At 71.4% G+C, this 18,005-nt stretch carries 16 protein-coding genes; 10 read left to right on the forward strand and 6 right to left on the reverse strand.

Features of this window, described 5'->3' with window-relative positions:
• The first annotated feature begins 24 nt into the window (after positions 1–24).
• From ACWEV3_RS22615 to ACWEV3_RS22625, 3 genes are read left to right on the forward strand one after another with little or no spacing between them, the layout of a single operon-like run.
• Positions 25–1,278, forward strand: coding sequence for a glycosyltransferase family 4 protein (locus ACWEV3_RS22615; protein ID WP_452615808.1), 1,254 nt, complete (start codon positions 25–27; stop codon positions 1,276–1,278).
• 2 nt (positions 1,279–1,280) lie between these two features.
• A complete protein-coding gene (locus ACWEV3_RS22620) occupies positions 1,281–2,003 on the forward strand; it encodes a methyltransferase domain-containing protein (RefSeq protein ID WP_452615809.1) in 723 nt (240 codons plus the stop codon).
• Positions 2,004–2,013: 10 nt separating this feature from the next.
• Positions 2,014–3,063 (forward strand): prenyltransferase, encoded by a 1,050-nt coding sequence (locus ACWEV3_RS22625; protein ID WP_452615810.1) that lies wholly within the window; start codon positions 2,014–2,016, stop codon positions 3,061–3,063.
• Between the two features lie 386 nt (positions 3,064–3,449).
• On the opposite strand, the gene ACWEV3_RS22630 is transcribed toward ACWEV3_RS22625, so the two are convergent.
• Positions 3,450–4,133, reverse strand: a complete 684-nt coding sequence (locus ACWEV3_RS22630; protein ID WP_452615811.1) for a class I SAM-dependent methyltransferase — start codon at positions 4,131–4,133, stop codon at positions 3,450–3,452.
• Positions 4,134–4,335: 202 nt separating this feature from the next.
• Between ACWEV3_RS22630 and ACWEV3_RS22635 the strand changes: the two genes are divergently transcribed.
• The 5 genes from ACWEV3_RS22635 to ACWEV3_RS22655 are packed head-to-tail and all read left to right on the forward strand — an operon-like array spanning position 4,336 to position 9,123.
• Positions 4,336–5,388 (forward strand): acyl-CoA dehydrogenase family protein, encoded by a 1,053-nt coding sequence (locus ACWEV3_RS22635; protein ID WP_452615928.1) that lies wholly within the window; start codon positions 4,336–4,338, stop codon positions 5,386–5,388.
• Positions 5,389–5,396: 8 nt separating this feature from the next.
• Positions 5,397–6,569: an acyl-CoA dehydrogenase family protein gene (locus tag ACWEV3_RS22640; RefSeq protein ID WP_452615812.1), complete on the forward strand. Its 1,173-nt coding sequence runs from the start codon at positions 5,397–5,399 to the stop codon at positions 6,567–6,569.
• 12 nt (positions 6,570–6,581) lie between these two features.
• Complete coding sequence (locus ACWEV3_RS22645) at positions 6,582–7,538, forward strand: bifunctional MaoC family dehydratase N-terminal/OB-fold nucleic acid binding domain-containing protein (RefSeq protein WP_452615813.1); 957 nt, start codon at positions 6,582–6,584, stop codon at positions 7,536–7,538.
• Complete coding sequence (locus tag ACWEV3_RS22650; RefSeq protein ID WP_452615814.1) at positions 7,535–7,960, forward strand: MaoC family dehydratase; 426 nt, start codon at positions 7,535–7,537, stop codon at positions 7,958–7,960. The genes ACWEV3_RS22645 and ACWEV3_RS22650 overlap by 4 nt, the downstream gene beginning before the upstream one ends.
• Positions 7,957–9,123 carry a lipid-transfer protein gene (locus ACWEV3_RS22655; RefSeq protein WP_452615815.1) on the forward strand — a complete coding sequence of 389 codons (1,167 nt, stop codon included), beginning with the start codon at positions 7,957–7,959 and terminating at the stop codon, positions 9,121–9,123. The genes ACWEV3_RS22650 and ACWEV3_RS22655 overlap by 4 nt, the downstream gene beginning before the upstream one ends.
• Positions 9,124–9,506: 383 nt before the next feature.
• Here ACWEV3_RS22655 and ACWEV3_RS22660 read toward each other — a convergent pair whose 3' ends face one another.
• Entirely contained in the window at positions 9,507–10,481 is a 975-nt protein-coding gene (locus ACWEV3_RS22660; RefSeq protein WP_452615816.1) for a helix-turn-helix transcriptional regulator, read from the reverse strand.
• Positions 10,482–10,544: 63 nt separating this feature from the next.
• Between ACWEV3_RS22660 and ACWEV3_RS22665 the strand changes: the two genes are divergently transcribed.
• On the forward strand, positions 10,545–11,915 hold the full coding sequence (locus tag ACWEV3_RS22665) for an FAD-binding oxidoreductase (RefSeq protein WP_452615817.1): 1,371 nt from the start codon (positions 10,545–10,547) through the stop codon (positions 11,913–11,915).
• 117 nt (positions 11,916–12,032) lie between these two features.
• Here ACWEV3_RS22665 and ACWEV3_RS22670 read toward each other — a convergent pair whose 3' ends face one another.
• The 4 genes from ACWEV3_RS22670 to kstD all read right to left on the reverse strand — a co-directional run bounded on the left by ACWEV3_RS22670 (position 12,033) and on the right by kstD (position 16,281).
• The gene (locus ACWEV3_RS22670) at positions 12,033–13,043 is read right to left on the reverse strand and encodes a 2Fe-2S iron-sulfur cluster-binding protein (protein WP_452615818.1); all 1,011 of its coding nucleotides are present in this window, start codon (positions 13,041–13,043) and stop codon (positions 12,033–12,035) included.
• A gap of 63 nt (positions 13,044–13,106) precedes the next feature.
• Positions 13,107–13,454, reverse strand: a complete 348-nt coding sequence (locus ACWEV3_RS22675) for a hypothetical protein (RefSeq protein WP_452615819.1) — start codon at positions 13,452–13,454, stop codon at positions 13,107–13,109.
• Positions 13,451–14,590: a Rieske 2Fe-2S domain-containing protein gene (locus ACWEV3_RS22680; protein WP_358572760.1), complete on the reverse strand. Its 1,140-nt coding sequence runs from the start codon at positions 14,588–14,590 to the stop codon at positions 13,451–13,453. Before ACWEV3_RS22680 ends, ACWEV3_RS22675 begins: the two co-directional genes overlap by 4 nt.
• Positions 14,587–16,281, reverse strand: a complete 1,695-nt coding sequence (gene kstD / locus ACWEV3_RS22685; RefSeq protein ID WP_452615820.1) for a 3-oxosteroid 1-dehydrogenase — start codon at positions 16,279–16,281, stop codon at positions 14,587–14,589. Before kstD ends, ACWEV3_RS22680 begins: the two co-directional genes overlap by 4 nt.
• A gap of 145 nt (positions 16,282–16,426) precedes the next feature.
• On the opposite strand from kstD, the gene ACWEV3_RS22690 reads away from it, so the two are divergent.
• Positions 16,427–18,004, forward strand: a complete 1,578-nt coding sequence (locus ACWEV3_RS22690) for an FAD-binding protein (protein WP_452615821.1) — start codon at positions 16,427–16,429, stop codon at positions 18,002–18,004.
• Position 18,005: the final 1 nt, after the last annotated feature.

The following is an 18,005-nucleotide window of genomic DNA, read 5'->3' on the forward strand; positions in this document are numbered from 1 at the left end:
GGCGCTGGCTGTGTGAGGTGAGTCGTGCGGATCGCGTTGCTGTCCTACCGGAGCAAGCCGCACTGCGGCGGGCAAGGCGTCTACGTCCGGCACCTCAGCCGAGGGCTGGCGGAACTGGGCCATCACGTCGAGGTGTTCTCCGGCAAGCCGTACCCGGAGCTGGATCCCGGGGTGGATCTGACCGCGGTGGACAGCCTCGACCTCTACGACGACGCGGACCCGTTCCGCACCCCGCACTGGCGGGAACTGCGTGACGCCGTCGACCTGCTGGAGGTCGGCACCATGTGGAGCGCCGGCTTCCCCGAACCGCTGACCTTCAGCCTGCGGGCGGCGAAGCTGCTGCGCGCCCGGCGCCACGAGTTCGACGTGATCCACGACAACCAGTGCCTCGGCTACGGCCTGCTCGCCTTGCAGCGAGCCGGGATTCCGCTGGTCGCGACCGTGCACCACCCGATCACGCACGACCGCCGGGTCGACCTGGCCGGGACCACCGGCTGGCGGCGGGTCGGCGTGCGCCGCTGGTACGGGTTCACCCGCATGCAGGCGCGGGTGGCCCGCCGGATCCCGCAGCTGCTGACCGTTTCGGAGTCCTCGGCCGCCGACATCCGGCGCGACTTCGGCGTGGCCGCGAAGCAGCTGCAGGTGGTTCCGCTGGGCGTGGACGCCGAGGTGTTCAAGCCGCCGACCGCGCCCCGGGTGCCCGGCCGCATCGTGGCGATGGCCAGCGCGGACACCCCGATGAAGGGCATCGGCACGCTGCTGGAGGCGGTCGCGAAGCTGCGCACCGAACGCGCCGTGGAGCTGGTGCTGGTCGCGAAGCCGACGCCCGGCGGACCGACCGAGCAGCGCATCGAGGAGCTGGCCATCGGTGACGTGGTGCGCACCGTCAGCGGCATCAGCGACGCCGAGCTCGCGGAGCTGCTCGGCTCCGCCGAGGTGGCCTGCGTGCCGTCGCTCTACGAGGGGTTCTCGCTGCCGACGGTCGAGGCGATGGCCTGCGCGACGCCGCTGGTGGCCAGTCGCGCCGGGGCGATCCCGGAGGTGGCCGGGCCGGACGGCGAGTGCGCCGACCTCGTCCCGCCCGGCGACGCCGAGGCGCTGGCGACGGCGCTGGCCGGGCTGCTCGACTCGGCCGATCGGCGGCAGCGGCTCGGCGCGGCCGGCCGGGATCGGGTTTTGGCGAAGTACAGCTGGAAATCGGTGGCAGCGGCGACGGTCGACTGCTACGCCGAGGCGATCGCGCGGAGGGCGCGCGCCGGGGAGGGAGCAACTTGCTGACGGTGGACTTCGACAAGCTCGGCGTGCGGCCGGGCCAGCGGGTGCTGGACCTGGGCTGCGGCGCGGGGCGGCACGCCTTCGAGCTCTACCGGCGCGGGGCGGACGTGATCGCGTTCGACCAGGACGTCGAGGAGCTGGAGAACGTGGCGGCGATGTTCGCCGCGATGAAGGCCGAGAACCAGGTGCCCGACGGCGCCGCCGCGCAGACCGTCTCCGGTGACGCGCTCGCATTGCCCTTCCCGGACGAGCACTTCGACTGCGTGATCGCCTCGGAGATCATGGAGCACGTCCCCGAGGACGAGAAGGCGATGCGCGAGCTGGTGCGCGTCGTCAAGCCCGGCGGCCGGGTGGTCGTGACGGTCCCGCGTGCGTGGCCGGAGAAGATCTGCTGGGCGCTGTCGGACGAGTACCACCAGGTCGAGGGCGGCCACGTGCGGATCTACTCCGCCGACGAGCTGATCGGCAAGCTCCGCGACGCGGGCCTGCGCCCGGCGTTCCACCACTACGCGCACGCGCTGCATTCGCCGTACTGGTGGCTGAAGTGCGCGGTCGGCACCGACAACGACGACCACCCGCTGCCCAAGCTCTACCACCGGATGCTGGTGTGGGACCTGATGAAGGGGCCCTGGATCACCCGCACCGCCGAGCGCCTGCTGGACCCGGTGATGGGCAAGAGCATCGCCGTCTACCTGGGCAAGCCGGGACCGGCCCGTGCCGGGGCCTGAGGTTCCGGGCGTGCTGTCCGCCGAGGCGGCCGCCCAGACCGGCAAGGCCATCGCCGCGACGCAGCTGGCGTCCGGCGCGGTGCCGTGGTTCCCGGGCGGGCACGTGGACCCGTGGGACCACGTCGAGTCGGCGATGGCGATGGCCGCGACCGGGCTGCTCGCCGAGGCCGAGAGCGCCTACGAGTGGCTGCGCGCGACCCAGCGCCCGGACGGCTCCTGGCCGTTGCAGGTCCGCGACGGGCGGATCGAGGACGCCGGATCGGACACCAACTTCTGCGCGTATCCGGCCGTCGGCGTCTGGCACCACCTGCTGATCAGCGGCGACGACGGGTTCGCGGAGCGGATGTGGCCGGTGGTGCGGGCCGCGATCGACTTCGTGCTCACCGCGCAGCGGGAGCGGGGCGAGATCGACTGGGCCGTGGGGGAGTCGGGCATCCCGACCGGCGAGGCGCTGCTGTCGGGGTGCTCCAGCATCCACCACAGCCTGCGCTGCGCCCTCGCGCTGGCCGAGTACCTGGACCAGCCGCAGCCGGGCTGGGAGGTGGCGCTGGGCCGGCTCGGGCACGCGCTGCGCCACCACCCGGAGGCGTTCACGCCGAAGCACCGGTACTCGATGGACTGGTACTACCCGATCCTAGGCGGGGCGTTGCGCGGCGAGGCCGGGCGGCAGCGGCTGTTCGCGCGCTGGTCGGACTTCGTCGTGGACGGGCTCGGGGTGCGCTGCGTCGACGACCACCCGTGGGTCACCGGCGCGGAGACCTGCGAACTGGTGCTGAGCCTGGATGCGCTGGACGAGCACGACCGGGCCCGCGACCTGCTCGCGGCGATGCAGCACCTGCGCGACCCGGACGGCTCGTACTGGACGGGCCTGGTCTACGCGGACGGCAAGCGCTGGCCGGAGGAGCGCTCGACCTGGACCGGAGCAGCGGTGGTCCTGGCGGCGGACGCGCTGTCCCGCGCGACGCCGGGCAACGGCATCTTCCGGGGCGAGAAGCTCCCGGCGGGCCTGCCGCTGGAGAACGTCCCCTGCTGCGAACTCGAAAACGTCTCGGGCACCTGATCCACCGCGCGCCCCCGCCGACCACGTGTGCCGCAATTTCAATGGAAATCAGACCTCTGATTTCCATTGAAATTGCGGAAGTTGTCCACAGCCTTCGGCGTGTCGTGGTCCGACACGCCGAAGGAGTCCAGTTTCAATTGAAACTGGACCTCAGGTTTCAATTGAAACTGCGGGCCTCGGGACCGGGGATGCCTCGGGACCGGAGACGCCTCGGAACCGGAGATGCCTCGGAACCGGTGATGCCTGGGGAGCCGGAGACGTCTCGGAGCCGGTGATGCCTGGGGAGCCGGAGATGCCTTGGAACTGAAGGCGTTTGGGGTCGGTGATGCCTGGGGTCGGGGTCGGTGATGTCTGGGTGGGGGTCCGGTTGGTTTCGGGGGCTCGGTTCAGGGGCGGGTGCCGGGTTCGCCCTTTGTGCGTTGGAGGACTCGGAGGGAGCCGACGACTCGGGTTTCGCTGAACGCTCCCGTTTCCAGGGCTCGGCAGTAGATCCGGTAGGGCGCTTGGCCGCCGTCTTCCGGGTTCGGGAAGACGTCGTGGATGACCAGGGCTCCGCCCGGCGACAGCCAGTGCGCCCAGCCCTCGTAGTCCGTGCTCGCTGCCGCGTCCGTGTGGCCGCCGTCGATGAACAGCAGCGACAGCGGCGTCCGCCAGAACTCCGCGACCGCTCCGGAGCGGCCGACGATGGCCGTGACCTCGTCCTCCAGGCCGGCCGCGGCGATCGTCCGGCGGAATTCGCCCAGCGTGTCCAGCTTGCCGACGACCGGGTCGACCAGGTTCGGGTCGTGGTACTCCCAGCCCGGCTGGTGCTCTTCGGAGCCGCGGTGGTGGTCGATCGTGACGACCCGGCCTCCGGTGCGGCGGGCCGCGGCGCCGAGGTAGATGGCGGACTTGCCGCAGTAGGTGCCGATTTCGGCCGCCACGCCGGTGCCGAGGTGTTCCAGCGCCGTCTCGTAGAGCGCCTGGCCCTCCTCCGGCGGCATGAATCCGGTGGCCCGCTCGGCGAGCTCGCGCAGATCCGTCGGGATCGGGGGGTGCTGCTCGCGGTCGGTGGCCGATCCCTGCGTCACGTGCGTCCTCCGTCTGGTCCGGTTCGGTGCCGCCGGAATCCTACCTCCTGAACTGGTCAGTTCCGGTAGAACCTGTTGTCTTTCGCCGAGCCTGGGGTGCGGTCGTCAACGTTGTCGGGGCATCTGACCGCTTGCATTGCGGCTCGGCTGCCGGTACTACTAGAACAAGTTTCAGTATCGGGCGATGGATGAGGCGGGTCGGATGGAGTTCGCCTTCGGGGAAACGCAGCAATCCGTGCAAGATCTGGCCGCCGAGGTGCTGCGACGCGAATCCGGTCGCGGCGCACCAGGCGATGGAACCCGTTACGACGAAGCGATCTGGAAGGCGCTGGGCGACGCGGGACTGAGGTCCCTGGCGGTGCCGGAGCGGCTGGGCGGGGCGGGACTCGGCGTGCTGGAGACGGCGATCGTCCTCGCCGAGATCGGGCGCTCGGCGGCCGATGTCCCCGCCCTGAGCACGCTGGCTTTCGGCGTCCTGCCGGTCGCGCGCCACGGCACGCCCGTCCAGCAGGACGAGCTGCTGGACGGCAGGATCCTCACCGCCGCGCTGAACGAGCCGTCGTCGCCGCTGCCGGACGAGCCGCGCACCGAGGCGGTGGACGGCCGGGTTTCCGGTACGAAGACCGGTGTTCTTCACGCCGACCTCGCGCACCGGATCCTGGTCTCCGCGAGCACGCCCGACGGTCCCGGCGTCGTCCTCGTCGATCCGGCGGCGCGAGGCGTGACGCTGCACCAGGTGCGATCGTCGTCCGGCATCGAATGGTCCGTCCGCCTCGACGACGCGCCCGGCGAGTTCCTCGGCGGCGCGCCGGACCGCGCGGTGCTCGCCGACCTGCACGCATGCGCGCTCGCGGGGATCTGCGCCGTGGGTGACGGCGCGGTGGCCGGCGCGCTCGGTCACACCGCGGAACACCTGCGCACCAGGCACCAGTTCGGCAAGCCGCTGGCCGCTTTCCAAGCCGTCGCCCAGCAGATCGCCGACGTCTACATCGCCGCCCGAACCCTGCATCTGGCCGCGCAGTCCGCGTCCTGGCGGCTGGCCGCCGGGCTCGACGCGGCCGAGGACCTGGCGGTCGCCGCGTGGTGGCTCGCCGAGGAGGCCCCGCCCGTGCTGCAGACCTGCCACCACCTGCACGGCGGCCTCGGCCTGGACATCACCTACCCGCTGCACCGCTATTCGTCGCTGATCACCGACCTCGCCCGGCTGGCAGGCGGCGCGCAGCACCGCCTGGACGTGCTCGCGGCACGAGCCTGAGGAGGGGCATGTTCATCGAACTCACCGCCGGGCAACGCGCCCTGCAGGACGAACTGCGGGCCTACTTCGGCGATCTCGTGACGCGCGACGAGCGCGAGCGGATGGCGGTGGACCGGCACTGCTCCGCGCACCGCGACGTGGTGCGCCGGATGGGGCGGGACGGCTGGCTCGGCGTCGGCTGGCCCGTCGAGTACGGCGGGCGCGGCTTCGGTGAGGTCGAGCAGCTGATCTTCGCCAACGAGGCCGCCCGGGCGGACGTGCAGTTGCCCGCCGTGACGCTGCAAACGGTCGGGCCGACCCTGCAGGCCTACGGCACGCCCGAGCAGAAGGCGTTCTTCCTGCCCAAGATCCTGGCCGGCGAGATCCACTTCGCGATCGGCTACACCGAGCCCGACGCGGGCACGGACCTGGCCTCGCTGCGCACCGCGGCGGTCCGCGACGGCGACTCCTACGTGGTCAACGGGCAGAAGATCTTCACCACCGGCGCGCACGACGCCGACTACATCTGGCTGGCCTGCCGGACCGACCCCGATGCGCCCAAGCACAAGGGGATCTCGATCCTCATCGTGGACACCCGCGATCCCGGCTACTCGTGGACGCCGATCATCACCTGCGACGGCGCGCACCACGTGAACGCCAGCTACTACCAGGACGTCCGGGTGCCGGCTGACATGCTGGTGGGGGAGCAGGACAGGGGCTGGAGGCTGATCACCACCCAGCTCAACCACGAGCGCGTCATGCTCGGACCGGCCGGGCGCATCGCGGGCATGCGCGACCGGGTGCGCGAGTGGGCGCGGGGCCGGGCCGCGCCGGACGGAACGCCGCTGCTCGAACTGCCCGACGTGCGCCGGGTCCTCGCGCGGGTGCGCGCCTGCGAGCGGGTCAACGAGCTGCTCAACTGGCAGGTCGCGGCGGCGGCCGCGCTCGGGCCGGTGGCCGTCGCGGACGCCTCGGCGACCAAGGTGTTCTCCTCGGAGCGCATCCAGCACCTGGGCCGGCTGCTGGCCGAGGTCGTCGGCCGGCACGGCGATCCGTCCGATGTGGACACCGCGGACCTGCTCGCCTGGCTCGACGTGCAGTACAAGCGCAACCTCGTGCTCACCTTCGGCGGTGGGGTCAACGAGGTGCAGCGCGAACTGATCGCCACTGCCGGACTCGACCTGCCACGCGTGCCGCGCTGAGCCGGAGGGAACATGACCAGCACTGCCACCGCGGCGGACGCCATCCTGGCCGCCGCCGACCGCATCCAGCAGCGCGGGCCGAGCGCCCCGCGAGCCGCGCGCGATCCCGTGAACCTCCCGATGATCAACAACTGGGTGGAGGCGATCGGCGACGCCAACCCCGTCTACACCTCGGCGGCCGACGCGGCCGCATCGGTCCACGGTGGACCGGTCGCGCCCCCGGCGATGGCGCAGGTGTGGACGATGGGCGGCCTGCACCCGGACCGCGACACCGACGACCCGCTGTACGCGATGATGGCCGCGCTCGACGACGCCGGGTACATCTCGGTCGTCGCGACCAACTGCGAGCAGACCTACCACCGGTACCTGCGGCACGGCGAGCAGCTCACCGTCACCACCCGGCTGGACGGCGTCGTCGGGCCGAAGAAGACCGGTCTCGGGGAAGGCTGGTTCGTCACCACCCGCAACACCTGGTACGTCGGCGACGAGCCGGTGGCCGAGATGCTGTTCCGGGTCCTGAAGTTCCGCCCGCCGGAGCGGAAACCCGAAGCGCCGCAACAACGATCCGGCGCCGACGTGATCCGGCCGGCGATCAACCCGGACACCGCGTACTTCTGGGAGGGCACGGCGGCCGGCGAGCTGCGCATCCAGCGCTGCGGGCAGTGCGGGCTGCTGCGGCACCCGCCGGGGCCGATGTGCCCCGAGTGCGGCGCCACCAAGCGGACCTACCTGGTTTCCGAGGGCCTCGGCGAGGTCTACAGCTACATCGTGCACCACCACCCGCCGGTGCCGGGCAAGGAACTGCCGCTGGTCGTCGCGCTGGTCGAGCTCGACGAGGGCGTGCGGATGCTCGGCGAGCTGCGCGGCGTCGACCCGGTGGCGGTCGAGATCGGCCAGCGGGTCGTGGCCGACTTCCAGCGGATCGACGACGAACTGGTGCTACCCGGATGGAGGCCGAAGGCGTCATGACACTGGCTCGAACGCGGTCGCTCGCCGAAGTGGCCATCGGCGACGCGCTGCCGGAGGAACGCATCGAGGTCTCGCCGACCTTCGTGGTCAGCACCGCCATCGCCACCCGCGACTTCCAGGACGTGCACCACGATCGCGACCTCGCGGTGGCCAAGGGCTCCAAGGACATCTTCGTCAACATCCTCACCACCACCGGCCTGGTGCAGCGCTACGTCACCGACTGGGCCGGGCCGGAGGCCCTGGTGCGCGGGGTGGCGATCAAGCTGGGCGTGCCGTGCTACGCCTACGACGTGCTGACCATGCACGGCCAGGTCCTGGAGCGGGACGGTGACGTGCTCGTCGTGGAGGTGCTGGGCCGCAACAGCCTCGGCACGCACGTCACCGGCACGGTCCGGGTGGAACTTCCGGAGGTGGCGCGATGATCTCGGGTGAAGCGGCGATCGTCGGGATCGGCGCGACGGAGTTCTCCAAGGAATCCGGGCGCAGCGAGTTGCAGCTGGCCGCCGAGGCCGTCCGGGCCGCCCTCGCGGACGCCGGGCTGGAACCGTCCGATGTGGATGGCCTGGTGACCTTCACCATGGACAACAACACCGAGACGGCCGTCGCCCGGGAGCTGGGCATCCCGGAGCTGAGCTTCTTCAGCCGCATCCACTACGGCGGCGGCGCGGCGTGCGCCACGGTGCAGCAGGCCGCGATGGCCGTGGCCACCGGCGTGGCGGAGGTCGTGGTCTGCTACCGGGCGTTCAACGAGCGCTCCGGGAGCCGGTTCGGGCAGGTGCAGGCCGCGGCAGCCGCGGCACCGACCTCGTCGGGGCTGGACAACAGCTGGTCGTACCCGGTCGGCGTGGCCACGCCCGGCGCGCAGGTCGCGATGTTCGCCCGCCGCTACATGCACGACTACGGCGCCACCAGCGAGGACTTCGGCCGCGTCGCGGTGGCCGACCGCAAGCACGCGGCGACCAACCCCCACGCCTGGTTCTACCAGCGGCCGATCACCCTGGCCGACCACCAGGCGTCGCGCTGGATCACCGAGCCGCTGCGGCTGCTCGACTGCTGCCAGGAAAGCGACGGTGGGGTGGCGATCGTGGTGACGAGCCGGGCGCGGGCCGCGGACCTGCCGCACCCGCCGGCCGTCGTGGCCGCGGCCGCGCAGGGCAGCGGCGCCGACCAGTTCACCATGACCAGCTACTACCGCGACGACCTGGCGGCGCTGCCGGAGATGGGCGTGGTGGCCCGGCAGTTGTGGCGGCAGGCGGGGATCGGGCCGCAGGACGTCCAGGTCGGCATCCTCTACGACCACTTCACGCCGTTCGTCCTGGTGCAGCTGGAGGAACTGGGCTTCTGCGGGCGCGGCGAGGCGAAGGACTTCATCGCCGGCGGCGCGATCGAGCTCGGCGGGCGGCTGCCGCTGAACACCCACGGCGGCCAGCTCGGCGAGGCCTACATCCACGGCATGAACGGCATCGCCGAGGCGGTCCGGCAGGTCCGGGGCTCGGCGGTGAACCAGGTCGACGACGTCGAGCACGTCGTGGTCACGGCCGGAACGGGCGTCCCGACCAGCGGCCTGGTGCTATCGACGGCGTGAGCTTCGCGGTTGCGCCGGTTTCGCGCGAGAACGGCGTTCGCCACGCCTGCGGATGACGGTTTCGCGCGAAACCGCCGCCCCGGGCGCCCTGCTAGCAGGACTCGCCGCACTTGGCGCAGATGCGCCCGCCGCCGCCCTGCTTCGGGACCGGCGCGTGGCCGCCGCCGGCCGGGCATTCGTCCATGTTCGGGACGTGCGGGGGTCTGCATCGGAGTGCGATCCGGCCTCGGTACTGCGTGAGTTTGGCTCGGATTGCGCCGCCGACACCCATGGTTCACTCCCGATCTTCGTGCCCTCGGACTTCACGTCGGCCGAGATCGCTTCGAGGAAAAGGTGCAAACGGTCGGTTTCTCGGGGGAAATTCGGGCACTCACCGTGGTCGGCTACCCGGACAGCACGTCGAGCAATCGCCCGAGACGTGATCGCAGGTGATCGCGCAGGTCCTCCGGGGCGTCGATGGTGAAGTCGGCGTCGAGGACGGCCAGGTCGAGGACACGGCGGGTGATCGCGGGCAGCGCGTCCTCGCCGAGCCGCACGGTGCAGCTGTGCTCGTCGATCGGGGTGACCCGGTCCGGCAGCAGCGGGTGCAGGTGCTCGCGCACGGTCTCGGCGGGGGCTTGCACCGTGACTCGGGCGGAGTAGCGGTAGGGCGCGTCGATGATCGAGCGCCGGATGTGCGCGGCCGGGCTTTCCGCAGGTAGGGCTTGCGGTTCGAAGCGGCGGCCGGTGGCCAGTGGCCGGATCAGGCGGTCGGCGCGGAAGGTGCGCCAGTCCTCGCGATCGCGGTCGAAGGCGATCAGGTACCACAGGCCGCGCACCGCGACCAGGCTGTGCGGTTCGACCCGACGGGATTCCGTTGCGCCACCGCGCTTCTCGTAGTCGAAGGACAGCACCTCGTGATCGCGGCAGGCCGCCCCGATGAGCGCCAGCGTCCCGGCGTCGACCTGCGGGCCGTCGCGCACCACCACCGGCACCGTCGCGCCCGCGAGGGCTCCCACCCGGCCGCGCAGCCGGGCCGGGAGCACCTGCTCCAGCTTGGCCAGCGCGCGGATCGAGCTCTCCTCGATGCCGGTCACGCTGCCGCTCGCGGCGGTGAGCAGCCCGGCCGCCACCGCGACGGCTTCGTCGTCGTCGAGCAGCAGCGGCGGCAGGTTCTTGCCCGAGGCCAGCCGGTAGCCGCCTGCGGTGCCGGTGGTGCTCTCGACCGGGTAGCCGAGCTCGCGGAGCCGGTCGATGTCGCGGCGCACGGTGCGGCCGGTGACCTCCAGCCGGTCGGCGAGCTCGCCGCCGGACCACTCGCGGCGGCTCTGCAGCAGCGACAGCAGGCGGAGCAACCGGGCGGGCAGCGTCGTCGTCATGTTCTCAGGATCGCACACCCTTGAGGACAAGAACTGTCCTCAAGGTCGGTTAGTGTTTCGGGCATGGCACCAAACGAATTCGCCGCACTGACCGACCGCGTGCAGGGACCGGTGTTCCTGCCGGGAGACACCGACTACGACGCCGAACGTTCCGGATTCCTGGCCTTCGACCAGCGCCGACCGCAGGTCGTGGTGGGCGCGGTCGACGCGGAAGATGTGCGGGCGGCGGTCGAGTTCGCGACGGCGCTGGACCTGCCGGTGGCGGTGCTGAGCACTGGTCACGGCATCGCCTCCGAGGTCGAGGGCGGGCTGCTGATCACGACCGGTCGCATGTCGGAGGTCCGGATCGACGCCGAGCGACGCACCGCGTGGTTCGCCGCGGGCGTGCGCTGGGGCCAGGTGGTCGAGGCCGCGGCGGAGTTCGGGCTGGCGCCGCTGTCCGGCAGCGCACCGCACGTCGGCGCGGTGTCTTACACCCTCGGCGGCGGCCTCGGGCACCTCGGGCGGCGCTACGGCTACGCCGCCGACCACGTGCGGGCCATCGAGATCGTCACCGCCGACGGGCGGCTCCGCCGCGTCACCGCGGAATCCGACGCCGAGCTGTTCTGGGCGCTGCGCGGCGCGGGCGGCAACTTCGGCGTGGTGACCGGCATGGAGGTGGACCTGATGCCGGTCGCGAGTCTCTACGGCGGCGGGCTGTACTTCGACTCGCACCTGATCGGCGACGTGCTGCGGAGCTGGCAGCAGTGGACCCGCGACCTGCCGGAGGAGATGACCTCCTCGGTCGCGCTGGTCCCGTTCCCGGACGTTCCGGCCCTCCCGGAGCCGCTGCGCGGCCGCCACGTCGTGCACGTGCGCATCGCGTACGCCGGTGATCCGGCGGAAGGGGAGCGGCTGACCGAGCCGCTGCGAGCGGTCGGGCCGCGGCTGATCGACTCGGTGCGCGAGATGCCGTACCGGGAGGTCGGCTCGATCAACAACGACCCGGTCCAGCCGATGGGCTACGTCACGGACAACGCGATGCTGCACGACTTCGACGACGCGGCGATCAAGACGCTGCTGGACCTGGTCGGCCCGGACGCGCCGCAGCGGTGCGTGGTCGAGGTCCGCCACCTCGGCGGCGCGCTGTCCCGGCCGGCGGGCAACTGCGTCGGGCACCGCGACGCGCCGTACGTCTTCGGCGTCAACTCCAAGGTCGACGAAGCCACCGTCGACGCGGCCCGCGAGCTGCAGAGCCGCGTCATGCGCGAGATGTCCCCGTGGTCGACGGGCGGCCGCAACCTGAACTTCCTGGCGGGCGGCAGCGCCGATCCGGAAGGCGTCCGCGCGGCCTACGATCCGGCCGACTACGACCGCCTTGCTGCGATGAAGGCGAGCCACGATCCGAAGAACCTCTTCCGCCTGAACCACAACATCCCGCCGGCGCGCTCGTGAGTGTTTGAGGCTGGCAGGAGGCTCGTGCCCCGAAGAGGCCGAGCGAACGGCCTGTTCACCTCGTCTACCGGGGCGAACGGTCCGTTCGCTTCGCCTCGGACGTGCTCGCCGGAGCGCTCACTCGTAGGTGATGTGGACCTCGTCGGTGATCGGGAGGGACTGGCAGGCCAGGATGATTCCGTCGTCGAGGTCTTCCTGGTCGAGGACCGAGTTCTGGAGCATCTTCACCTCGCCGCTCCGGATCCGGCAGGCGCAGGCGCTGCACGCGCCTTCGCGGCAGGAGAACGGCGCGTCCAGGCCCTTTTCCAGGAGCAGGTCCAGCAGGCGCTTCTGGCGCGGCCACGCGAACCGGTGGTGTTCGCCGTCGAGCTCGACCGCGATCGTCGCGGCGTCCTCGGCCGGTTCGGGCGCTTTGGGCCGCTTCTTCTCGAAGGGGTTGCGCTTCAGCGAGACGAAGCGTTCGACGTGGGTCCGAGCGCGCGGGACTTCCAGGTCCTTCAGCGCTTCCGCGGCGGCGTCCATGAAACCGCCCGGGCCGCACACGAAGCACTCGCGGTCCGCGAACGGCCTGATCAGCTCGCGGAGTGCGGGCACCGTCGGGCGGCCTTGCACCGATTCCAGCCAGTGCACCACGACGAGCCGGTCGGGGTGCCGGGCGTTCAGATCCCGGAGCTCGGCGGCGAAGATGACCGAATCCTCGTCCTGGTTGGCGTAGACGATCGCCACGCGCCCGGTCCCGGCCGCCAGCACCGACTTCGCGATGGAGATCACCGGCGTGATCCCGCTGCCCGCCGCGAGCAGCAGGAAGTCCTCGTCCAGCGAACCCGGCGTGAACGCCCCGCCGGGCGGCAGAACGTCCACAGTGGTCCCGGCGACGACGTTGTCGCACAACCAGTTCGAGCCGTAGCCGGCTCGCTTCACCGTGACCTGCCACGCCTCGTCGACGTGCGGCGAGCTGGACAGGGAGTAGCTGCGCGCCACCGAACCGGTGCGGTCGCTGGGGATTCGCAGGGTGAGGAACTGGCCGGGCCGGTAGGACCACTCCGGTGGCGGCTCGAACACCAGCGACCGGCTGTCCCGGGTCTCGTCGATGACCGCGGCGACCCGCAGTCGGGCGGGTTCGGGCATCACTGGCTCCTGGGGTCTCCTGGGGTCTGGTCCGCAATTTCCATTGAAATCGAACCTTCGATTTCAATGGAAATTGCGGTTCTGGGCTCCATCGGAATCCTGCGGCGACGTGGTGAGGTGGCCGTCGCGGGCCGCGGCGTCGACGCTCGCCAGCACGTCGGCGCAGGACTCGGCGACCTCGCCCGGACGGTCGGCGAACGTCGCGCACCGGCGAGCGCCTTCGGCGGTCCACTGGATGCTGGTGTGCTGCGGGCTGTTCTTCTTCGCCAGCACCCGCACGCCGCAGCGCCCGCACTCCACCGGGCACAGCCCCGACCGCAGGTAGTCGGCCCGGTCGGCGGCCGTGTCCTCGCGCACCCTGGCCAGCGCCGCGGGCCGGTCGGCCAGATCCGGTGCCTTCGCCCAGGTCATGAGCTCTCCGCCTGCTTGCGCGCGAGGTTCTCCGCGACTTCCCGCTCCCACACCTCGTTCGCGCGGCTGGTGTCCACTTCGAACTCGAACCGCGCCACCATGTCCTCGCTGACGTCCTCGACGTCCACGTAGAACTGCTCGTACCAGCGGCGCAGCTGGTAGACCGGGCCGTCCTCCTCGCACAGCAGCGGGTTGTCGATCCGCGTCTTGTTCCGCCAGATCTCCACGTCCTGCAGGAACCCGACGCCGGTGTTCTTGGCGATCTTGGCCGCCAGCTTGTCCGCCTGCTCGTCGGAGAGCCCCGGCAGCTTCTTGACCAGCACGCCCCACTGCAGCACGAACGAGTCGGCGGTGATCGGGTAGTGGCAGTTGATCAGGATCGTCTCGATGGTGTAGCCGTGGTACTCGTTCCACAGCCGGTCGATCATGTACGACGGCCCGTAGTACGACGCCTCCGAGCGCACCTGGTTGTCGCTGCCGGAGTAGGTGCCCGCGCCGATGTCCGGGCGGCCCTTGGTGGTCAGGTACTGGCTGGCGATGTGGCCTTCGAAGACGTTCTTGAAGTACGTCGGGAACGCGAAGTGGATGTAGAAGAAGTGCGCCATGTCCACCACGTTGTCGACGATCTCGCGGCAGTTCGAGCCCTCGATGCGCACGGTGTCCCAGGTCCAGTTGCTCCACTCGTCGGAGAACGACTCCGGCAGGTGCGGGATCGTCACGTCCGCCGGGGGCGGGTTGCCCTGCGGGTCGTTCCACACGAAAAGCTGCTTGTTCTCCTCCATCGCGGGCCACGCCTTGGTGCGGGCGCGCAGCGGAATCCGCTTCGCGTAGGGGATTCCGGTGCAGCGGCCGTTGCCCGCCCAGCGCCAGTCGTGGAACGGGCAGGCGACCGCGTTGCCCTTGATGGTGCCCTGCGTGAGGTCGCCACCCATGTGCCTGCAGTAGCCGTCGAGCACGTTGAGGCCGCCGTCCTCGCCCTGGAACACGACGAGCTTGGTGCCGAACGCCTCCACGGCGTGCGGCCGGCCGTCCTTGAACTGCTCGACCGGTCCGAGGCAGTGCCAGCCGCGCGCGAACCGGGTCGGTGGGGTCCCGACGTCGATGGTGCGCACCTCGTCGTTGTTTGCCGCCGTCATCTCGTCCCTTTCGCTCGTACCGCCTCGGTTGCCAGGTGTTGCGCGGCGAGGTATCCGAAGGTCATCGCTGGGCCGAGGGTCGCGCCCGGCCCCGCGTAGGTTCGGCCCATCACGGCGGCGCTGGTGTTGCCTGCCGCGTAAAGGCCTTCGATGGGCGTGCCGTCGTCGCGCAGCACCCGAGCGTGCACGTCGGTGCGCAGGCCGCCCTTGGTGCCGAGGTCGCCCGGCACGATCTTCACGGCGTAGAACGGCGCTACCTCCAGCGCGCCCAGGCTGGGGTTCGGCTTGTTGCGCGGATCGCCGTAGTAGCGGTCGTATCCGGAGTCGCCGCGCTGGAAGTCGGCGTCCACCCCGTTGCGCGCGAAGCCGTTGAACCGCTCGATCGTGCGGCGCAGCGCATCGGCGGGCACGTCGATGCGCTCGGCCAGCGCTTCGACCGTCGCCGCCCGCTGGATGGCCCCCGTCTTGTACCAGCGGCCCGGGAACGGCTGCCGCGGGCCCAGGCCCGCGAACATGTACCGGTTGCGGTAGCGCTGATCGGCGATGAGCCAGGTGGGCATGTGCCGCCCGGGCCCGTCGCCGGGGCCGTACATGGCGTGCACCGCGTCGACGTACGGCGCGGCCTCGTTGACGAACCGCTCTCCATCGCCGTTGACCAGGATGCAGCCGGGCAGGGTTCGTTCGGCGAGGCAGAACCACGGTCCGCCGGGCAGCGGGATCGACGGCCCCCACCACGCGTCGTCCATCAGCTCCGTCGCGGCACCGAGCCGCTGGGCGGCGATGATCGCGTCGCCGGTGTTGGCCTTCGCTCCGACTGTCCACTGCGTACCGATCGGCTCGCGCTGGTGCTGCTTGCGCAGTTGTTCGTTGTGCTCGAAACCGCCTGCGGCCAGCACCACTCCGCGCCGCGCCGACAAGATCCGGCGCTCACCGTCGTGCTCGACGACGACACCGGTGACCCGGCCGTCGTCGTGCTCCAGGTCGACCAGCGGGGTGTTCAGCCACACCGGCACGCCGGCGTCCCGCAGCGCGACCCGCAGGCCCGCGGACAGCGCTTGGCCGAGCGCGAGCAGGCGCTGCCCGCGGATCCGGGCGATCAGCCAGCGCGTTCCCACCCGCAGGGCGCGCAGCGGGCCGCGCGGGTGGCGGGCGAGCAGGTTCAGCCACCGGAAGTCGGCCTGCGTGACGACCAGGTTCGCCGGGGACTTGCCGTAGCCGGGTTCGAGGTCGGCGAGCAGGTCGCCGAGCACCCGGCCGTCCAGCGGTGCGGCCTCGATGGATCGCCCGCGCACCCGGCCGCCGGGGGCTTCGGGGTAGTAGTCCGCGTATTCGGGCACCCACCGCATGCGCAGCGGCGTGCTCGGCAGGACCTCGGCGAGCATCCGCGGGCCGGCTGCCAGGAAGGCCGCCTGCAGTTCGGGGTCGACCGCGTCGCCGACGATGTGGGCGAGGTAGGCGCTCGCGGCTTCCGGGCTGTCGGTGATGCCGGCCTCGGCGAGCACGTGGTTGTTCGGTACCCACACGCCGCCGCCGGAGCGGGCCGTGGAGCCGCCGAACTTCGCCGCCTTCTCGACGAGCACGACGTCGAGTCCCTGCCGGGCCGCCGTGAGCGCCGCCGTCATCCCGGCGGCGCCGCTGCCGACCACGACGACGTCGAACTCGGAGCGGGCATCGGGTGTCCCTGCGGTCATCGCACCTCCCTCGCGCCAACCTCGCGGTCAATACTGAAACATGTTATAGATTTCTGCGCCAGTGGCGCTATGGTGTAGCCAGAAAACGGGCACTTGCCTCGATGAACTCACGAAGAGAACCTGTTCCAAACTTGTGAGGGGTGCGATGGTCCAGCGCAGCGCGTTGCACGCCGATGTGGTGATCGTCGGCTTCGGCGTCGCCGGGGCCTGCGCCGCGCTCGAAGCGGCCCGCGCGGGCGCCCGAGTGGTGCTCATCGACCGGTTCGGCGGCGGCGGTGCCAGTGCCCTGTCGGGTGGCGTCGTCTACGCCGGTGGCGGCACCCGGCAGCAGCGCGCGGCCGGTGTGTCGGACACGCCCGAGGCGATGTACGCATACCTGCGGGAAGAGGTCGGCGACGCGGTCGGCGCGGACACGCTCCGCCGGTTCTGCGACTCCAGCGCCGACATGATCACCTGGTTGGAGCAGCAGGGCGTGCCGTTCGAGGGAAGCCTCTGCCCGTACAAGACGTCGTACCCGAGCAACCGGCACTACCTCTACTACTCCGGCAGCGAAGCGGCGGGCGGGTTCCGCGACGTCGCCGCGCCCGCCCCGCGCGGCCACCGCACGAAGGGCCGTGGCACGTCGGGGAAAGTGCTGTTCGCGGCGCTGGCGGAAGCGGTGCGCCGGGCCGGGGTCCAGGTGCTCACCGAGACCCGCGCGCGAGAGCTGGTGCTGGACGCCGATGGCAGGGTCTGCGCGGTCGACTGCGAGCGCGTCGGCGGAGCCGCTCGCCGCGTGCACCGGGCGTTGAGCCGCGTCGCGGCGAAACCCGGGCTGTACGTGCCGAAACTGGCGCGGCTGCTGCACGGCCGGGTCGAGCGGCTGGAGCGGCGCGGCGAAGCCGTGCGGATCCACGCGGACCGGGCAGTGGTCCTGGCCGCAGGCGGATTCGTGGCCAACCGGGAGATGATGCGGCGATTCGCGCCCGCCTACCGGGGCGGGCTGCCGCTGGGCACGCAGGGCGACGACGGCAGCGGCATCCGGCTCGGGCAGGACGCCGGCGGCGCGGTCGGCAAGCTGGACCGGATCTCGGCATGGCGTTTCATCAGCCCGCCCAGCGCGATGCTCAGCGGCGTCCTCGTCGACCGGGACGGTCGGCGGATCGGCGACGAATCCCGCTACGGCGCCGCGCATGGGCAGGCGCTCGTCGAGCGGCACGGCGGTCGGGGCTGGCTGCTGGTCGACCAGCGGTTGCAGCGGCTCGCGAAGCAGCAGCTGCGCAGCCAGACGGTGTGGTTCCAGCGGCTGCAAGCGCAGTACCTGCTCTCGACCGCGGCGACCGGCGACACGCTCGAATCGGTCGCCCGCGCAGCCGGTGTCGACGCTGCGGGATTGCAGACCACAGTGGACAGCCACAACATGGCGGCGCACGACGGGAAACCCGATCCGGCGGGCAAACCCGCGGAGTTCGTCCAGGTCCTGGACCGGCCGCCGTTCGCGCTGCTGGACGTCTCGATCCGGCCGAGCCTGGCCTACCCGTGCCCGATGCTCACCCTCGGCGGGCTGCTCGTCGACGAGGGCACCGGGCAGGTGCGGGACGAGCACGGCGGCACCGTTCCCGGCCTGTTCGCGGCCGGTCGCTCGGCAGTCGGCGTGTGCTCGGAGTCCTACATCAGCGGGCTGTCGCTGGCCGACTGCGTGTTCTCCGGCCGCCGGGCCGGGCTCAACTCGGCGAAGGGGTGAA

This window comes from Saccharopolyspora sp. NPDC003752 (assembly GCF_053605825.1).

Excerpts from the sequence above, each read along its gene's own strand:
- ACWEV3_RS22680 (WP_358572760.1), bottom strand. The coding sequence starts at position 14,590 with ATGACGGCGGCAAACAACGACGAGGTGCGCACCATCGACGTCGGGACC.
- kstD (WP_452615820.1), bottom strand. The coding sequence starts at position 16,281 with ATGACCGCAGGGACACCCGATGCCCGCTCCGAGTTCGACGTCGTCGTG.
- ACWEV3_RS22640 (WP_452615812.1), top strand. The coding sequence starts at position 5,397 with ATGTTCATCGAACTCACCGCCGGGCAACGCGCCCTGCAGGACGAACTG.
- ACWEV3_RS22645 (WP_452615813.1), top strand. The coding sequence starts at position 6,582 with ATGACCAGCACTGCCACCGCGGCGGACGCCATCCTGGCCGCCGCCGAC.
- ACWEV3_RS22665 (WP_452615817.1), top strand. The coding sequence starts at position 10,545 with ATGGCACCAAACGAATTCGCCGCACTGACCGACCGCGTGCAGGGACCG.
- ACWEV3_RS22635 (WP_452615928.1), top strand. The coding sequence starts at position 4,336 with ATGGAGTTCGCCTTCGGGGAAACGCAGCAATCCGTGCAAGATCTGGCC.
- ACWEV3_RS22675 (WP_452615819.1), bottom strand. The coding sequence starts at position 13,454 with ATGACCTGGGCGAAGGCACCGGATCTGGCCGACCGGCCCGCGGCGCTG.
- ACWEV3_RS22690 (WP_452615821.1), top strand. The coding sequence starts at position 16,427 with ATGGTCCAGCGCAGCGCGTTGCACGCCGATGTGGTGATCGTCGGCTTC.
- ACWEV3_RS22655 (WP_452615815.1), top strand. The coding sequence starts at position 7,957 with ATGATCTCGGGTGAAGCGGCGATCGTCGGGATCGGCGCGACGGAGTTC.
- ACWEV3_RS22650 (WP_452615814.1), top strand. The coding sequence starts at position 7,535 with ATGACACTGGCTCGAACGCGGTCGCTCGCCGAAGTGGCCATCGGCGAC.
- ACWEV3_RS22660 (WP_452615816.1), bottom strand. The coding sequence starts at position 10,481 with ATGACGACGACGCTGCCCGCCCGGTTGCTCCGCCTGCTGTCGCTGCTG.
- ACWEV3_RS22670 (WP_452615818.1), bottom strand. The coding sequence starts at position 13,043 with ATGCCCGAACCCGCCCGACTGCGGGTCGCCGCGGTCATCGACGAGACC.